Genomic DNA, 16,447 nt, shown 5'->3' on the forward strand with positions numbered 1-16,447 from the left:
GCCATGTACCGACTCACCGTTCGCGACCACTTCATGATCGCCCACAGCTTTCGCGGCGACGTGTTCGGGCCCGCCCAGCGGACCCACGGCGCCACCTACGTGGTGGACGTCACCTTCCAGCGCCGCGAGCTCGACGACCACGACCTGGTGGTGGACATCGGCCTGGCGGGCGAAGCGCTCAAGGCGGTGCTCGGCGAGTTCAACTTCCAGAATCTCGACGAGCTGCCGGAGTTCCACGGGCGCAACACCACCACCGAGTTCATGGCCCGGGTGATCTTCGAGCGCCTGGCCACGTCGATCCAGCTCGGCCACCTGGGAGAGGGGGCCGGCGGGCTCGAGGCGATGACCGTCACCCTGCACGAGTCGCATATCGCCTGGGCGAGCTTCGAGGGCACCCTGTGATGGCGGAGACGCTTACCCTGATCGTGGCCGGCGACCCTGGCCAGCTCACCGGCGGCTATGTCTATGACGCCCGTATCGTCTCGGCGCTGCGGGCCCGGGGTCGTGCCGTCGAGGTGGTGGGGCTCGAGGGGCGCTTCCCCGTGCCCGACGACACGGCCCGGCAGGGCTTGGCCCGGGCGCTGGCGGCCCTGCCGGACGGCGCCCGGGTGGTGATCGACGGCCTCGCCATGGGTGGGCTCCCCGAGGCGGTCGCCCCCCACGCCGATCGGCTGGCGATCATCGCCCTGGTGCACCACCCGCTGGCCGACGAGACCGGCCTGCCCGAGGAAACCCGCCACCGGCTGCTCGACAGCGAGACCCGCGCCCTGGCCCTGGCGCGACGCGTCATCGTCACCAGCCGCTGGACGGCCCGCGGCCTCCACCGCTTCGGCGTGGCGGCCGAGCGGCTCTGCGTGGTGGAGCCCGGCGTCGACCCGGCGCCGCTGGCGTCCAGCGCCCTGGACCTGGAGTCCCCCGGGCCCCGGCGCCTGCTCTGCGTGGCGACCCTGATCCCGCGCAAGGGCCATGACGTGCTGCTGGAGGCGCTGGCCGGCCTCGGCGACCGCGACTGGACCCTGGAGGCCATCGGCAGCCACGAGCGGGATCCCGCCCACGCCGAGCGGCTGCTGGAGGCCGCGCGACGGCATGGGCTGGAAGGGCGTATCGCCTGGGCCGGGGAGCGCAGTGCCGCCGAGCTGGCCGCCGCCTACCACCGGGCGGAGCTCTTCGTGCTGCCCTCGCGCTACGAGGGTTACGGCATGGTGGTCACCGAGGCGCTCGCCCGGGGCCTGCCGGTGCTCACCACCACCGGTGGCGCCCTGGTCGACACCCTGCCGCCGGCCGCCGGGCTGGCCGTGCTCCCCGACGATGCCGTCGCCCTGGGTGACGCCCTGGCCGCCTGGCTCGATGACGCCGAGCTGCGTCGCCGGCTGCGCCGCGGCGCCCGGGAGGCCCGTCGCGACCTGGACGACTGGCAGCAGGCCGGCGACCGCTTCCTGGCCGCCCTGGACGACCCGACCTCGGCGGCCGTTGCCGCCGATCACCGCCCCGAGGAGACATCGCGATGAATGCGCCCGAGACCGACCGGCTGCCCGCCGGTACCCCCTCTCCCCGGGAGCGCTTCAGTGCCGACTGGCTCTCACGTCGCGAGTGGCTGGATGGCCGCTCGCGCAGCCACTGCCTGACCGGCCTGGCCGCCGACTGGCTCGCCGCCCGGCCCGGCGCGCTTGGCTGCCCTCGTGGCATCGTCGACCTGGGCTGCGGCAGCGGCAGCAACCTGCGCTTCCTGGCGCCGCGGCTGCCTGGCCCCCAGCGCTGGCGGCTGGTCGACCACGACCCGGCGCTGCTCGCCCTGGCCCGCCGGCATGGCGCGACCCTGCGCGACCCGGCCGGCGCCCGGCTGACCCTCGAGGCCTGCTGCCGGGACCTCGCACCGGTGGATGACGGCCTGCTGGCGGGGGCCGACCTGGTGGTGGCCTCGGCGCTGTTCGACCTGGTCTCCCGTCCCTGGGCCGAGGCGCTGGTGGCGGCCGCGGCCGGTCGTCACCAGGCGCTGCTGTTCACCCTCAGCGTGGACGGCGACTGGGCCTTCCTGGATGCGGCGGGCCAGCGACTCGAGGACGACGAGGATGCCGCGGTCCGCGCGCTGTTCCAGGCCCATCAGCGCCGCGACAAGGGGCTCGGCCCTGCCCTGGGGGGGGATGCCCCCGCCGTGCTGGCCGCGGCCATGGCCACGGCCGGCTATCGCGTGGAGGGTGCGGCCACCCCCTGGCACCTCGCCGCCGGCGAGCGCGAGCTGCTGCCGCTGGCCGAGCAGCTGGTGCAGGGCTGGTACGACGCCGCCCTGGCACAGGCCCCGGAGGAGCAGGCGCGTCTGTTCCGCTGGCGATCGCGCCGGCTGGCCGGCCTCGCCGCGGGCGAGCTGGGGCTGACCGTGGGCCATCGCGACCTGCTGGCGCTGCCGCCGCTGCCGGCCGGGGGCGCCTGAGCATGTCCGGCACCCGTCGCCTGCTGCGCCCGCTGGTGGGGCTGGCGCTGCTCGTCGGGCTCGCCGTGTGGCTGGAGCCGGCGGCGATCCTCGCCCAGGTGCAGCGGCTCTCGCCGGGCTGGGCCCTGCTGGCCCTGGCGCTGACCCTGCCGCCCCTGCTCCTCAGCGCCTGGCGCTGGCGGCTCACCGCCCGCCTGCTGGGGCTCTCGCTGGGCTTCCGCCGGGCCCTGCGGGAGTACTACCTGGCGCTGTTCCTCAACCAGGTGCTGCCGGGCGGGGTGGCCGGCGACGCCGCCCGGGCCTGGCGCCACTCCCGCGATAGCGGCCGCCGCGGCGGTGCCTGGCGGGCGGTGATCATCGAGCGCGCCTCCGGGCAGCTGGCCATGGTGCTGCTGACCCTGGCGGTGCTGGCCGCCTCGCCGCTCTGGCACGAGCTGCTGGCAGGCGCTGCCAGGGGCGTCGCGGCGTCCGGCTGGCTGCCGGCCGGGGTCGCCGCCGTGCTGCTGCTGGTCCCGGCGGGCTGGCAGCTGGCCCGGCGGCCCCCGGCGGCCCTGATGGGGCTCGGCGGCGACCTCAGGCGCAGCCTGCTGGCCGCCTCGGTGTGGCCGAAGCAGCTCGCCGGGTCGCTGCTGGTGGTGATCAGCTATGCCCTGGTGTTCGTCTGCGCGGCCCGGGCGATCGGCGTCGAGCTGCCGTTTGCCACCCTGCTGGCGCTGGTGCCGCCGGTGCTGCTGGCGATGCTGATCCCGCTGTCGCTCGCCGGCTGGGGGGTGCGCGAGGGAGCCGCCGCGCTGGTCTGGGGACTGGCGGGGCTGCCGCCGGCCCAGGGGGTGGCGGTCTCCATGGCCTACGGGGTCGTGGTGCTGGTGGCCAGCCTGCCCGGCGGCCTGGTGCTGCTGCACCGGGTGGCTCGCCCCGCCCCGGCGAGCGGCGGGTCAGGCGACGGGCGGGGCCAGGTCGAGATCGAAGAGGGTGTCATCACCGCAGCGGAAGGTCCGCGACACGGGACGGCGCGCCTCATCCAGGGTGGCAATGGGCGTCATCGAGAGCCCCGGCCGGCCGGAGCCGATCAGCAGCGGCGCCACCAGCAGGTGCAGCCGATGGAGCGCGCCGGCCTCGAGGAAGCGCGACACCGTGACGCCGCCGCCCTCGATCAGCACCCGGTCGAGCCCCCGGGCGGCCAGGGCCTCGAGCACGGCGGCGGGGGCGAAGCCGTCGGCGACCCGCGGCAGCGCCAGGCGCTCCACATGGTGCCCCGCCGGGCCTTCCGGGGGCGCCCCCTCGCCGTGCAGGTGCAGGGTCGGCGCCTCGGGGTCGTGCAGCAGTCGCCGGTCCGGCGTCACCCGGCCCCGGGGGTCGAGGATCACCCGGACCGGGTGGGGGCCCACCACGTGGCGCACCGTGAGCTGGGGGTCATCCTCGCTGGCGGTGCCGGCGCCGACCACCACGGCATCCACCAGCGCGCGCAGCCGGTGCAGGTGCACCAGGCTCTCCGGCCCGTTGATGTAGTGGGAGTGCCCGCTCTCGGTGGCGATGCGCCCGTCCAGGCTCTGGCCGAGCTGGGCGATGGCCAGCCGGCCGGTGCGGGTGGCCAGCGGCGCCAGGCAGTCGAGCAGGTCACGGGCCTCGGGCGAGACGGGGCGTTCGGCCTGCCAGCCGGCCGGCGAGAGCGACAGGCCGGCCACCGGCGTGCCGTCGCCGCCGGGATGGGCGGCATGGACGAGGGCCTGCCAGGCCTCTTCCAGGGACAGAGACAGCGTCGGGTCAGTGGCGCCCATGGGGCCTCCTGTCGGGGAGCTGACTGCCATCATGCGCAGTTCGCCGGCGGGACGCAAAGCGCATCGATACCACCAGGAGAGAGCGATGCATCAGGTTGAACGGGCCATCTTCGATCTACGACGCGGGTTGCCGGTGCTGCTGTTGGCCGGCGAGTCCCGGGTGCTGGTCCAGGCCGTCGAGGGAGCCGCCCAGGCGGCCGTCTCGCGGCTGGATGAGCTGGCCGGCACCACGCCGGCGCTGGTGCTGAGCCGGCATCGCCTGGCGGCCCTGGGGGTGGAGCCGGCCACCAGGGCGGCCCGCCTGCCGCTGCCCGCGGAGGAGGTGACGGCTCGCCTGGGTGCCCTGGCCTACGGGGCCGCGCCGGTGGCGGGCCTCGGCCAGGCCCGGCTCGAGGCGTGCCGCGCGGCCCTGCAGCCGGCAGAAGTAGCGGACCTGGCCGCCCTGGCATTGATGCGCCGGGCGTTGCTGGTTCCCTCGGCGCTGGTGGCACGGGTCGCCGAGGCGCGGCGGGATGAGGTGGCGGCAGCGGTGGCCGACGGCACCCTGCTGGCGGTGGAGGCCGAGCAGGCGGCACGCTGCCTGGAGGGTGCTGCCGGCATGCTGCGCCGAGTCAGCGAGGCCCGGATCCCGCTGGCCGATGCCGATGACTGCCGCTTTATCCTGTTCCGCGAGCCCGACGGGATGCGCGAGCACGTCGCGGTGGTGATCGGTGATCCGGCCCTGGAGTCGGCCGTGCCGCTGCGCCTGCACTCCGCCTGCCTCACCGGTGACCTGTTCGGCAGTCTGCGCTGCGACTGCGGCGAGCAGCTGCGCAAGGCCGTGGCCGAGATCGAGGCGCTGGGCGGCGGGGTGCTGCTCTACCTGGCCCAGGAGGGTCGCGGCATCGGCCTGGCCAACAAGCTGCGCGCCTACACCCTCCAGGACAGCGGACTGGATACCCTGGATGCCGACCAGATCCTCGGCTTCGGCGAGGACGAGCGGCGCTACGGGGTGGCGGTGGACATGCTGGATGCCCTGGGCATCCGCCGGGTGCAGCTGATGACCAACAACCCCCTGAAGATGGCGGCCCTGACCGAGGGCGGCATCGAGGTGGTCGAGCGCCAGGCGCTCTACGGCACCCTCAACGACCACAACCACCGCTATCTCAGCGCCAAGGCCGACCGCGCCGGCCACCTGCTCGACGAGGTGTTCCGGGCGCGACGCTGAGACGTCGAAACGGGGCGTCAGGGCCCGCCGTGGGGCCGCTCCAGGCGCATCGCCCGGGTCTCCTGCAGGATCCGGGCGATGCGCCCGGCGTAGTGATCGACCAGGCGGCGGCCCAGTTCGGCGGAGCCCAGCCCGGCGTTGCCCACCACCCCGTCCGGATGCAGGTCCTCGGCCAGCCAGGCGAAGGCCGCCTCGCCCTCCGGCCCCAGCAGCTGGCCCTCGTCGGCCATGGCCTTGCCCCGGGATATCGGGCGTCCCAGCCGGTCCAGGCGCACCTTCTCCGGCGCCAGGTGGCGCATCAGGGCGGTCTCCAGTGCCCCGCCGTGCAGGCCGTGGCGCAGCTCCTCGGCGGGCAGCATTGCCTCAGGCACCCCCTCCGGCAGGGGCATGCGGGTGTAGTGGACCTTGACCACCAGTAAGCCGTGGCGGCGGCGCAGCCGCAGGGCGGCCAGGTCCATCACCGCCTTGTTGCCGCCGTGGCTGTTGAGCCATACCAGGCGCTGGAACCCGGCCCGGGCCACGGCCTCGCCGTGGGCCTCCAGGGTGGCGATGGCCAGTTCCGGCGAGAGGCTGAGCGTACCGGGGAAACTCAGGTGCTCATCGCTGGCGCCCACCGCCAGGGGTGGCAGCTGCACCAGCGGGAAGCCCGCCCGCAGCTTGGCCAGGGCGGCGGCCATCAGCCCCTCGCCGATGTCGAGGTCGGTGGAGAGCGGCAGGTGGGCGCCGTGCTGCTCGATGGCGCCGAGCACCATCACCGCCACGCTCTCCCGGGGCAGCGCGGCGAGCTCGGGGGTCGTCAGGTCCTGCCAGCGAGGGAAGGCTGGCGGCGTGTCGGCGGGGGAGGGGCTCATGGGGTCGGCTCCGCGATCGTTGGGGCGGGGGGCGGTGGCCCGCTCGGGGCGGCCAGCCTTGCGTAGAGGTCGCCGGAGGGGAGGCCGTCGGCGCCCTGCGCGAGCCAGGCGAGGGTGGCGTCCGCCGGGTGCCATTCGGGCCAGCGGAACGTCCGGCGCTCCCCCTCGATGACGTTGAAGCGATAGTCGCCCAGCGCGGCCAGGCGTGTCACGCAGCGCTCGGCCACCTCCAGGGCGCCGGCCACGAACTCGACCGAGACCCCGGCCAGGGGCGTGGAGAGCCCCGCCAGCACCTCGGCCTCGTAGCCCTCCACGTCGATCTTGCAGAAGCGCGGCGTACCGTGCTCGGAGATCAGCGCGTCCAGGGTGGTCACCGCCACGCGCCGGCGGCTCTCCCAGCGCACGTCCCGGAAGCCGGGATTGCGCGCCCCGATGGTGGTGCGCCATTCGTGGGCCAGGGTGGAGACCGTGGGGTTGGCCTCGCTCACCGCGAGCTCGGCCTCGCCGGGTTCGGCGCCGGCGGCCCAGGGCAGCAGGGTAACCCCGGCGCGCCCGCCCACCAGCCGCGCCAGCCAGCGGAAGAGCCCCGGCTGGGGCTCCAGGGCCACCACCCGGGCGCCCAGCGCCTGGAAGGCCGCGGTGCGATCTCCCAGGTGGGCGCCCACGTCGAAGGCCAGGTCGCCCGGCCCGAGGAAGTCGGCGTAGAGGCGGCGCAGGGCGCGCTGCCGGCCGGGGCGCCAGTAGATCACCAGCGAGCGGGCGATGCCGACGCCCTGGCGCCAGCGGGCCGGCGAGAATAGGGCCGTCATCGAGGTTCCCTCTGCAGGCGTTGGCTGGGCATCTCTCCGGGGCACTCGGGAGGCGGTGGCCGAGGGGCCAGCGTTTCGGTCTCGCTCGCATCGCCGGCGGCGAGGTCGCTGCGAGCTTCCAGCAGCCCGGCATGGGCCTGGGGCTCCGGGGTGCGCAGCAGGCCGACTCTCTCCAGCCAGGCGGCGGCGCGGCGGCTGCCGCTGGCGCGTACCAGCAGCGGCGCCAGCGCCAGGCCCACCCAGACCGGTGCCAGCCAGGCAACCAGCATCGGTACCTGCCAGGTCACCAGGGCGATCCACAGCGCCCCGAGCAGGGCGAAGGGGGCGGTGTGGCGCAGCGCGGCCCGCCAGGGCACGGCGCGCCCCTCGCGATGCTGGGCACCCCACTCGACGCTGGTGCCGGTCAGCACGCCGATCACGAAGGCGCTGTGGAAGGCCATCATGATCGGCGCCAGCAGGATGGCGGCGAGGCCCTCCAGCAGGGCGCTCATCACCAGGCGCGCTCGCCCGCCGTAGCCGGCGGCGCGCCGCCCCAGGGCGAGCAGCAGGCCCAGCCCCTTGGGCAACAGCAGCAGGGTGGCGGTCATGGCCAGCAGGGCGGCGATCAGTTCCGGCCGCGCCCGGGGCCAGAAGGGGAAGAGCTGCTCGCCGCTGCCGAAGTAGGCGGGCTCGCTGCGGGCGATCAGCACCGCGTCCAGGCTGCCGGCCAGCAGGATGACGAGCCACAGCAGGGAAGAGACGAAGGCGGTGGCGCCGAGCAGGAAGTGCAGCCGGCTCAAGGGGTGCAGGCCCGGGGCCGCCAGCAGGCGCAGGTGCTGCAGGTTGCCCTGGGTCCAGCGGCGGTCGCGGCGGGCATAGTCGAGCAGGTTGCCGGGCATCTCCTCGAAGCTGCCGGTCAGGCGCGTCTCGAGCTGCACCTCCCAGCCGGCGCGGCGCAGCAGCGCGGCCTCCACGAAGTCGTGGCTCAAGATCTCGCCACCCAGCGGCGGGCGGCCGGGCAGGTGGGGCAGGCCGGCATGGTCCATGAAGGCGCGCAGGCGCAGGATGGCGTTGTGACCCCAGTAGTTGGCGGCGTCGCCCTGCCAGGCGCTCTGGCCGGCGGCCAGCATGGGGGCGTAGAGGCTGGCGGCGAACTGGGCCAGGCGGCCGTACAGGGTACGCTGGCGCACCGGCAGCGGCACCGTCTGGATCAGCGCTACGCGGGGGCGCGCCTGCAGGGCGCGGACCAGCCCCAGCAGCGTCTCGCCCTCCATGCGGCTGTCGGCGTCCAGCACCACCATGAAGTCGAAGTCCGCCCCCCAGCGACGGCAGAATTCCGCCAGGTTGCCCGCCTTGCGCCCGGCGTTGCCGGCGCGGCGCCGGTAGTGCAGGGCCTGGCGGCCCTCGAGACGTCGCTGCAGTGTAGCGATGGCGTGGGCCTCCGCCGCGGCGATGGCCGGGTCGGTGGTGTCGCTGAGCACGAAGAGCGTGAAGTGGTGTGCCTCGCCGGTGGCAATCAGCGATTCGGCGGTAGCCGAGAGGGCAGCGACCACCTGCTCGGGGCACTCGTTGTGGATCGGCATGGCCAGCACGGTGCGCCGGGTGATCGGCTGCGAGCGTTCGACCGCCACCCGCGGGCGGCGGGCCAGGGTCAGGGGGTCGCGGTCGCCGAGCAGCAGCAGGAAGCCGGCCACGGCGGTCCAGAAGCCCACTGCGATCCAGGCAAATATTGCGCTGAAGAGCGCGAGGATGCCCCACTGCAGTGGCGTGAAGCCCCCCGGCTGCAGGATGCGCCACATCAGCCCGGTGCCGACCAGGGTGGTCAGGGCGACGAGAATGGCAAACAGCGCCCGACGCGTGGCCAGCCAGGGCAGCCGGTCACCGGCCTCGCGTCCGCGGCGAGCGGCGAGCCTAGCGCTGCTCGTCGGGATGCCAGACATGGTTCCAAGTCTCGCTGATGGTCTTTGCATGTAAGCGCAATTGGAGGCGCAGGTCGCTGGGCTGCCGGCCGTCGGGGTCGAGGCGGAAGGAGGCGCGCCAGCCGCGCCCGTCCGGCAGGGGGCGGGCCTGCAGGTGGTGGACCTCGCCGCGGCTCACCGTGAGCTCGGCCTCTACCGGCTGGTCGGGGGAGAGGCCCTCGAGTTCTCCGCCGGCGAAATCGACCATGAAGTGGCGCCGGCTGCGCGGCGGCGGGCTGGGGTCGCCGGGCACGCCGCCCCAGCCCTGGCGGGTGCGGATGACCCGGGCCGGTGCCGCCGCGGCGGGCTCGGCGCCGAAGGTGTGGGTGCGGTAGCGCAGCTCGCGGTGCTCGCCGGCGGCAAGCGGCGTATCGCTGACCCAGAAGGCGACGATGTTGTCGTGGGTCTCGTCCGGCGCCGGGATCTCCACCAGCTGCACGCGGCCCGCGCCCCAGGGGGCCAGGGGCTCCACCCACTGGCTGGGACGGCGCTCGTAGCGGGCTTCCAGGTCCAGGTAGCGGCCGAAGTCGCGCTCCCGCTGGGCCAGGCCGAAGCCACCGGGGTCGTGGTCGAGCAGCGAGGAGACCCGCAGCGAGCGGGGGTTGGTGAGGGGCCGCCAGATCCATTCGCCGCCTCCGGTGAGCACCAGCAGGCCGTCGGAGTCGTGTACCGCCGGGCGGTGGTCGTCCACGGCCCGGGGGGTGGTGTCGCCGTGGGCGAACATGCTGGTCAGCGGCGCCACGCCGAGCCGCTCCACTTCGCGGCGGGCGAACAGCCGGGCGGTCACCTCCACCTGGATATCGCGCCCCGGGGCGATGTCGAAGCGGTAGGCGCCGGCAAGCGACGGGCTGTCCAGCAGGGCCAGCACCGTCATGCGGGTGGCCTCCGGGGCTGGCCTCACCAGCCAGAATTCACGGAAGGCCGGGAACTCCTCGCCCCGGGGCAGGGCGGTGTCGATGGCCAGGCCCCGGGCGGAGAGGCCGTAGCCCTGGTCGCGGCCCACCAGACGGAAGTAGGAGGCGCCGAGGAAGACCGCGAACTCGTCCTGATACTCGGCGCGATTGAGCGGAAAGTGCAGGCGGAAGCCGGCGTGGCCGGCGCCGGAGAGGTCGCGCTCCGGCAGCTCGGCGGCCGCGTCGTCATAGCGGAAGCGCTCGGGGTCGAAGTCCAGCGCGGTCACCTCGCCGTCCTCCACCGTGTGCAGCTGGACGGGCGACTCGAACAGGAAGCCGGTGTGGAAGAGCTGCACCGAGAAGAGCCCCTCGTCGCGCCACAGGGCCGCCTCGGGGCGGAAGCGGATCTGCCGGTAGGTATCGTAGTCCAGGTCGCGCAGCGCCTCGGGCAGCGCACCCGTGCCGGGGTCGTGGGGGCGAGCGGCCAGCGCCTCGGCCTTTTCGGTGACGGTGGCGAAGAGGGCGTCGACCTCCCCCGGGTCGGTCGCGGCGGCGGCCGGCGGGGCCAGCAGCAGCGCCATGGCCAGGCAGGCCGTCAGGCGGGGGTGTCGTCTCAGGGGCATCGCGTCTCTCCCGGGCTTGCTGGCGCGTTCTTGCCGACTCGCGCTTGCAGAACAGTGTCGTCTCGGACGGTCGATTCTGCACGCGCGGCTGGCAAGGGTCCTTGTGATACAAGTCTTGTACATATGGGTTGGTATGTACATAGTTTTCCCTGGGCTACGCTGTCAGGGTGGCCCGACACGTCCGCCTCGGCGGCACAAGCCTGGCTCACGAGCCTTCCGAACCCGAGGATCTCCCCGCGATGCTGCGACTGCTGGGCCTTGCCGTCCTGCTCAACCTGCTGCTGCTGCTGCCCCTGTGGCTGCGCTTCGGGGAGATCGCCACCCGCTGGGTCGCCCTGGAGGCGGTGCTGCTTACGGCCCTGCTGGTGGTGCTGCCGGCCGGTCGGCTTCCCTGGCTGCGCCCGCTGCTGACCGTCACCGTGCTGGTGGCGGTGCTCGCCGGCCTGGGCGATGCGGCCACTCACCTGGCCTTCGGGCGCTCGCTGAACCTCTATCTGGACCTGCCGCTGCTGCGCTCGGTCTTCCACCTGCTGGAGGGCAACCTGGGGACCTGGCTGGCCTGGGTCGTCTCCCTGGCGGCCCTGCTGCTGGTGGGCCTGATCGGCTGGGTGCTCAACCGGGGATTTCGGGACGGCCAGCGGCAGGCCACCGGCGCTGCGGCGGTGCCGGTGGCCGCCCTGCTGCTGGTGGCCAGCACCGCCCTGATGGCGGCCCAGTGGCACCACCAGCGCTGGCTGCCCGTGGCCCGGGCGCCGGCCATGGACACCCTGCGCTTCCAGGGCGAACAGCTGGTCGAGACCCATCGCGCCCATCGCGACTTCTCGGCGCGCATGGCGGCGGCACCCACCCGGGCCACCGCGCTGCCGGGGCTCGCCGGGCGCGACGTGCTGCTGGTCTTCGTGGAATCCTACGGGGCCTCGGCGGTGTTCGATGCCCCCTTCGCCGAGGTGGTGGCGCCGCGGCTCGACGAGATGGCCGAACGCCTGGCGACCGCCGGGCTGTCGGTGGCCACGGGGGTGCTGGAGGCGCCGATCCGCGGCGGCCAGTCCTGGCTCGCCCACGCCAGCGCCCTGGGGGGCCTGGAGATCGACAATGCGCTCTGGTACCGCCTGATGCTGGCCAGCGAGAGGCCGACCCTGGTGGATGACTTCCGCGCCACCGGCCATCGCACCCTGACGGTGATGCCCGCCATCACCCTGGCCTGGCCCGAGGGCGAGGCCTACGGCTTCGACGAGATCCACGCCGCCGCCGACATCGACTACGCCGGGCCGCCTCTCAACTGGGTCACCATGCCCGACCAGTTCACCCTGCACCACTTCGAGCAGCGCATCCGCCAGCCCCGGGAGGCGCCGCTGTTCGCCCAGATCGCCCTGATCTCGAGCCATGCCCCCTGGACCCCGATCCTGCCGGTGCTCGACGACTGGGACGCGGTGGGGGACGGCAGCGTCTTCCATCGGTGGGCGGACGCCGGCGAGCCCCCCGACGTGCTCTGGCAGGACATGGCGCGGGTGCGCGATCACTACGCCCGCTCCCTCGACTACGCTTTGGAGGCCAGCGCCCGCTGGGCCGAGGCGTTCGTCGACGACGACACCCTGCTGATCCTGCTGGGCGACCACCCGGCCGCACCGCTGATCATCGGCGAGGAGGCCGGTTTCGGCGTGCCGGTGCACGTGATCAGCGGCGACGCCGCGCTGCTCGCGCCCTTCCTGGCCCGGGGCTTTGTGGCCGGCATGCGTCCCGCCTCCGACGAGGCGTCCGCCGCCCTGGACGCCCTGCGCAACTGGCTGCACGAGGACTTTGGCCCATGATGACCCCCGTGATCCTGGCCGGCGGCAACGGCGTGCGGCTCTGGCCGCTGTCGCGCCGGACGCGCCCCAAGCAGTTCCTCTCCCTGGAGGAGGACCGCAGCCTGCTGGCCCGGACCCTCTCCCGGCTCGATGGCCTGCCGCTGGCACCGCCCATCGTCATCTGCCACGAGGCGCATCGCTTCCTGGCGGCCGAGCAGCTGCGCCGGGCCGGCGTGGAGGACGCGACCCTGCTGCTCGAGCCCGAGGGGCGCGGTACCGCCCCGGCCATCGCCCTGGCGGCCCTGCTGGCCCATGGCGAGGGGCGCGAGGGGCCGCTGCTGGTGCTGCCCTCGGATCACCACCTGGGCGACGAGGGCGCCTTCCGCGAGGCGGTGGCGAGCGCCGCCCGCCTCGCCGAACGGGGGCGGCTGGTCACCTTCGGCGTGGTGCCGACCCGCGCCGAGACGGGGTTCGGCTACCTCCAGGCCGGCGATCCCCTGGGGGCCGAGGGCTTCGTGGTGGCGCGCTTTGTCGAGAAGCCCGCGGCCGAGCGGGCCGAGGCCTTCCTGGCCGCGGGCGACCACTACTGGAACAGCGGCATCTTCGTGATGCGTCCGGCGGATGCCCTGGACGCCCTGGCCACCCACGCCCCAATGATCCTCGCGGCCTGCCGCGAGGCCCTGGCCGGGGCCGTGACCGACCTGGACTTCCTGCGCCCCGCCGAGGCGGCCTTCCTGGCCTGCCCGCCGGACTCCATCGACGTGGCGGTGATGGAGCGCACCGACCGGGCGGCCATGGTGGCGCTCGACGCGGGCTGGAGCGATATCGGCTCCTGGCAGGCGCTGTGGGAGGTACTGCCCCACGACAGCGACGGCAACGCCCTTCGCGGCGACGTGGTCTGCGAGGCGAGCCGGGGGCTGCTGGTGCATGCCGAGTCGCGGCTGGTGGCGACCCTGGGGGTGGAGGACCTGGTGGTGGTCGAGACCCGTGACGCGGTGCTGGTGGCCGACCGCGCCAGCAGCCAGGCCCTGCGCGGCCTGGTCGACCGCCTCGAGGCCGGCGGCCGTCCGGAGACCCGCCAGACCCCCACGGTCTTCCGCCCCTGGGGGCACTACGAGACGGTAGACGCCGGCGAGCGCCACCAGGTCAAGCACATCACGGTGAAGCCCGGTGCCCGGCTGTCGCGGCAGCTACACCACCATCGCGCCGAGCACTGGATCGTGGTCAGCGGCACCGCCCGGGTGACCCTGGACGACGAGACCTTCCTGGTGGGGGAGAACGAGTCGACCTTCATTCCCGTAGGGCGGGTGCACTGCCTGGAGAATCCCGGGCTGATTCCCCTGGAGCTGATCGAGGTGCAGTCCGGCAGCTACCTGGGCGAGGACGACATCGTGCGCCTGGATGACCGCTACGGGCGGGAGTGACGGGCGGGAGTGATGGGCCAGAACCTCAGTAGAGCCGGAACGCCTGGTGGTTGGGCACGCCTTCCTGCTCCTCGACCACCTTGCGGTAGCGCTTGTACTCCCACTGGTACTGCGCCGGGTCCAGGGCGATGGCGGCCTCGACGCAGGCGTTGACGCCGGTGGCGGATTCGGCCTCGTCCGGGGAGTAGACGCGTTCGTCGGCGGCCAGGAAGTGGAGCTCGAAGCCGCGCCCGGGGATGCGCCGGGCGACCCCGGTGACCACCCGCGCCTCGGTGCGCGCCACCAGCTTGGGCAGCAGGGTGGCGGTGTAGGCGGGGCGGTCGAAGAAGGGGGCGAAGACGCCGCTGCCCCAGTCCGGCTCCTGGTCGGGCAGGATGCCGATCGCCTCGCAGCGCTTGAGCGCCTTGAGCAGGGCGGCGACGCCCCGGGGGTTGGTGGGCACCAGGCTCGCCCCCATGCGCTCGCGACCCTGGCGGATCACCGGGTCGAGCGCGGTGATCTTGGGCGGCTCGTACATGGCGGTGAAGGGGAAGTGGCCGGAGAGCCAGAAGTTGAGCACCTCCCAGTTGCCGAAGTGCGGCGCCAGCACGATCACCCCGCGCCCCTCGGCGCGGGCCTCGTCGAGCAGTTCACGCCCGTGCACCTCGAGGATCGACGCCTCGACCCGTTCGGGGGCGCCCATCCAGGCGAAGCCGAGCTCCAGCATGGTGGCGGAGGAGTGGGTCAGGCTCTCACGCGCCAGGCGGCGCCGCTCGGCGGCGCTGCGCGCCGGGTAGACCTCGGCCAGGTTGATCTCGGTGACCTCGCGCTCGCGCCGGCTGAAGCGGTGCACCAGCGGGCCGGCCAGGCGCGAGAGGCGCCACAGGGTGCCCAGCCGTCGGCCGGCCAGGGCCTTCCACAGCGTTCCGATGGCGCGGGCCTGCAGGGATGTCGAACGGGTATCGGCCATGGGTCAGAACAGCCAGGTGTCCACGTTGTCCGGCGCGCGCTTCTCCTGCAGGCCGCGAAAGCCCTTGACGCAGCGCACGATCAGCCACACCGCCAGGGCGATGAGCAGGGGGATGCCGATGGCCACCAGCACCAGGATCGAGGCGACGGTGGCGTAGAGCAGGCCGATCCAGAAGGTGCGGATCTGGTAGCGGTAGTGCTCGTCGAGCCACGCGGGCCCCTTGCCGCGGTAGACGTAGGCGATCACCACGCCGATCACCGAGGTGAAGCCCACCACGAAGCTGGCCAGGTAGAGCGCGTAGACCACCATGGGCATGGTGGTGTCCGGGGGCTTGCGTGGTTCGATGATGACGTTGTCGTTCTGGACCCCGTCATGGCGAAAGTCGTCGTTCATGGGTCGTCCCTGAGGCTGGGCGAGTGTCAGGCGCCCATGATACCGGCCGCCGGCCACAATGCCACCGGCGGCGGGCTCAGTCGGCAGCGTCTTCCGTCGGACTCTCCGGGCGCTGGGGGCGGCTGATCTCGATCAGGTTGCCGTCCGGGTCGCGCAGGTAGAGCGACTCCAGCATGCCGGTGGCGCCCTGGCGGGGGACCGGCCCGAGCTCCACCTCCACCTCCAGCGCCGCCAGGTGGCGGGCCACCTCGTCCAGCGGCAGCAGGCTGCGCAGGCAGATATCGATGCTGCCCGGGGTCGGGGTCGCCGCCCGCGGTTCGATGTCGGTGGCGGTCCAGTGCAGGCGCAGGGCCAGGTCGCCGAGGATCAGGTCGACGCGCTCGCGGTCGCGATAGCGCACCTCCAGTCCCAGCACCCGGGAGTAGAAGTCCACGGCGCGGGAAATGTCGGTCACGGTGATGACCAGGTGATCCAGACCTGACAGCATTCGGTTCTCCTTGGGGGATTGTTCTGGCACAGAGGATACGACGATGCTGACCTGCCCGCTATGCGCATCTGCCGACACGGCCTTCATCCATCGCGATGCGCGGCGTGAGTACCACCGCTGCCGGCGCTGCGCGCTGGTGTTCGTGCCGCCGGCCTTCCGGCTCGGCCCGGAAGAGGAGCGGGCGGTCTACGACCAGCACGAGAACTCCCCGGACGACCCGGGCTACCGCCGCTTCCTGTCGCGGCTCTTCGACCCGCTGCGCGAGCGGCTCGCCCCCGGCGCCCGGGGGCTCGACTTCGGAGCCGGCCCCGGGCCGACCCTCTCGGTGATGTTCGAGGAGGCGGGGCACCCCATGGCGATCTACGACCCCTTCTACGCCCCCGACTCCCGGGTGTTCGAACATACCTACGACTTCATCACCGCCACCGAGGTGGTCGAGCACCTCTTCGCGCCGGGGGAGGAGCTGGCGCGCCTGGTCGACCGGCTGCGTCCCGGGGGCTGGCTGGGGGTGATGACCAAGCGGGTCACCGATCGCGAGGCGTTCGCGCGCTGGCACTACATCCTCGATCCCACCCACGTGGCCTTCTTCAGCGAGGCGACCTTCCGGTGGCTGGCCGATGAGCGGGGCATGAGCGTCGAGTTTCCCGCCGCCGACGTGGCGCTGCTGCGCAAGGCCTGAGCCGCGAGGCGGGCGAGGCGAATTCCGGAGGTTATTGCCAAATTTTTGGGCCATGGCCGAGGAAAATCCTGCCGTGTCGCCGGCAGGGCAGGAAAGCGATTGACTCGCCGCCAGCCGAGCGTATGATTCGCGCGCTTCGGAAGCGCTCCTGCGCCGTCGTCGCCCCTCCGGGCGGGCGAGACGGGGCACTTTCTGCCACCCT

The 16,447-nt window shown here is 73.6% G+C and carries 15 protein-coding genes and 1 pseudogene; 8 read left to right on the top strand and 8 right to left on the bottom strand.

Annotated features, from left to right (window positions below; genetic code table 11):
• Positions 1-3: 3 nt before the first annotated feature.
• The 4 genes and pseudogenes from NFC98_RS04705 to NFC98_RS04720 all read left to right on the top strand — a co-directional run.
• Entirely contained in the window at positions 4-402 is a 399-nt protein-coding gene (locus tag NFC98_RS04705) for a 6-carboxytetrahydropterin synthase (RefSeq protein WP_183334441.1), read from the top strand.
• The gene (locus tag NFC98_RS04710; protein ID WP_254276985.1) at positions 402-1,508 is read left to right on the top strand and encodes a glycosyltransferase family 4 protein; all 1,107 of its coding nucleotides are present in this window, start codon (positions 402-404) and stop codon (positions 1,506-1,508) included. The genes NFC98_RS04705 and NFC98_RS04710 overlap by 1 nt, the downstream gene beginning before the upstream one ends.
• Entirely contained in the window at positions 1,505-2,428 is a 924-nt protein-coding gene (locus NFC98_RS04715; protein WP_254276986.1) for a class I SAM-dependent methyltransferase, read from the top strand. Before NFC98_RS04710 ends, NFC98_RS04715 begins: the two co-directional genes overlap by 4 nt.
• A 2-nt stretch (positions 2,429-2,430) precedes the next feature.
• Positions 2,431-3,297 (top strand): annotated as a pseudogene (locus NFC98_RS04720) (YbhN family protein); the annotation flags it as partial.
• 66 nt (positions 3,298-3,363) lie between these two features.
• On the opposite strand, the gene NFC98_RS04725 reads toward NFC98_RS04720, so the two are convergent.
• Positions 3,364-4,239: a RibD family protein gene (locus tag NFC98_RS04725; RefSeq protein ID WP_367948965.1), complete on the bottom strand. Its 876-nt coding sequence runs from the start codon at positions 4,237-4,239 to the stop codon at positions 3,364-3,366.
• A gap of 52 nt (positions 4,240-4,291) precedes the next feature.
• Here NFC98_RS04725 and NFC98_RS04730 point away from each other — a divergent pair, with 52 nt between their 5' ends.
• Complete coding sequence (locus tag NFC98_RS04730; protein ID WP_254276987.1) at positions 4,292-5,413, top strand: GTP cyclohydrolase II; 1,122 nt, start codon at positions 4,292-4,294, stop codon at positions 5,411-5,413.
• Between the two features lie 17 nt (positions 5,414-5,430).
• On the opposite strand, the gene NFC98_RS04735 is transcribed toward NFC98_RS04730, so the two are convergent.
• The 4 genes from NFC98_RS04735 to NFC98_RS04750 are packed head-to-tail and all read right to left on the bottom strand — an operon-like array spanning position 5,431 to position 10,526.
• Positions 5,431-6,264 carry a creatininase family protein gene (locus NFC98_RS04735; RefSeq protein ID WP_254276988.1) on the bottom strand — a complete coding sequence of 278 codons (834 nt, stop codon included), beginning with the start codon at positions 6,262-6,264 and terminating at the stop codon, positions 5,431-5,433.
• Positions 6,261-7,073, bottom strand: coding sequence for an FkbM family methyltransferase (locus NFC98_RS04740; RefSeq protein WP_254276989.1), 813 nt, complete (start codon positions 7,071-7,073; stop codon positions 6,261-6,263). Before NFC98_RS04740 ends, NFC98_RS04735 begins: the two co-directional genes overlap by 4 nt.
• A complete protein-coding gene (gene mdoH, locus NFC98_RS04745) occupies positions 7,070-8,992 on the bottom strand; it encodes a glucans biosynthesis glucosyltransferase MdoH (protein WP_254276990.1) in 1,923 nt (640 codons plus the stop codon). Before mdoH ends, NFC98_RS04740 begins: the two co-directional genes overlap by 4 nt.
• Positions 8,964-10,526, bottom strand: coding sequence for a glucan biosynthesis protein (locus NFC98_RS04750; RefSeq protein WP_254276991.1), 1,563 nt, complete (start codon positions 10,524-10,526; stop codon positions 8,964-8,966). Before NFC98_RS04750 ends, mdoH begins: the two co-directional genes overlap by 29 nt.
• Positions 10,527-10,765: 239 nt before the next feature.
• Between NFC98_RS04750 and NFC98_RS04755 the strand changes: the two genes are divergently transcribed.
• Together NFC98_RS04755 and NFC98_RS04760 are read left to right on the top strand one after the other, a co-directional pair.
• Positions 10,766-12,334 carry a sulfatase-like hydrolase/transferase gene (locus tag NFC98_RS04755; protein WP_254276992.1) on the top strand — a complete coding sequence of 523 codons (1,569 nt, stop codon included), beginning with the start codon at positions 10,766-10,768 and terminating at the stop codon, positions 12,332-12,334.
• Complete coding sequence (locus NFC98_RS04760) at positions 12,331-13,737, top strand: mannose-1-phosphate guanylyltransferase/mannose-6-phosphate isomerase (RefSeq protein WP_254276993.1); 1,407 nt, start codon at positions 12,331-12,333, stop codon at positions 13,735-13,737. The genes NFC98_RS04755 and NFC98_RS04760 overlap by 4 nt, the downstream gene beginning before the upstream one ends.
• A 25-nt stretch (positions 13,738-13,762) precedes the next feature.
• Here the strand turns inward: NFC98_RS04760 and NFC98_RS04765 are convergent, their stop codons facing one another.
• The 3 genes from NFC98_RS04765 to NFC98_RS04775 form a co-directional block, all read right to left on the bottom strand.
• On the bottom strand, positions 13,763-14,686 hold the full coding sequence (locus NFC98_RS04765; protein WP_254276994.1) for a lysophospholipid acyltransferase family protein: 924 nt from the start codon (positions 14,684-14,686) through the stop codon (positions 13,763-13,765).
• Positions 14,687-14,689: 3 nt separating this feature from the next.
• Entirely contained in the window at positions 14,690-15,079 is a 390-nt protein-coding gene (locus NFC98_RS04770; RefSeq protein ID WP_254276995.1) for a DUF4870 domain-containing protein, read from the bottom strand.
• Positions 15,080-15,155: 76 nt separating this feature from the next.
• Positions 15,156-15,566 (bottom strand): VOC family protein, encoded by a 411-nt coding sequence (locus NFC98_RS04775; protein WP_254276996.1) that lies wholly within the window; start codon positions 15,564-15,566, stop codon positions 15,156-15,158.
• 43 nt (positions 15,567-15,609) lie between these two features.
• Here NFC98_RS04775 and NFC98_RS04780 point away from each other — a divergent pair, with 43 nt between their 5' ends.
• Positions 15,610-16,245, top strand: a complete 636-nt coding sequence (locus NFC98_RS04780) for a class I SAM-dependent methyltransferase (protein WP_254276997.1) — start codon at positions 15,610-15,612, stop codon at positions 16,243-16,245.
• Positions 16,246-16,447: the final 202 nt, after the last annotated feature.

Source organism: Halomonas sp. 3H (assembly GCF_024206005.1).
Taxonomy (GTDB): domain Bacteria; phylum Pseudomonadota; class Gammaproteobacteria; order Pseudomonadales; family Halomonadaceae; genus Halomonas; species Halomonas campaniensis.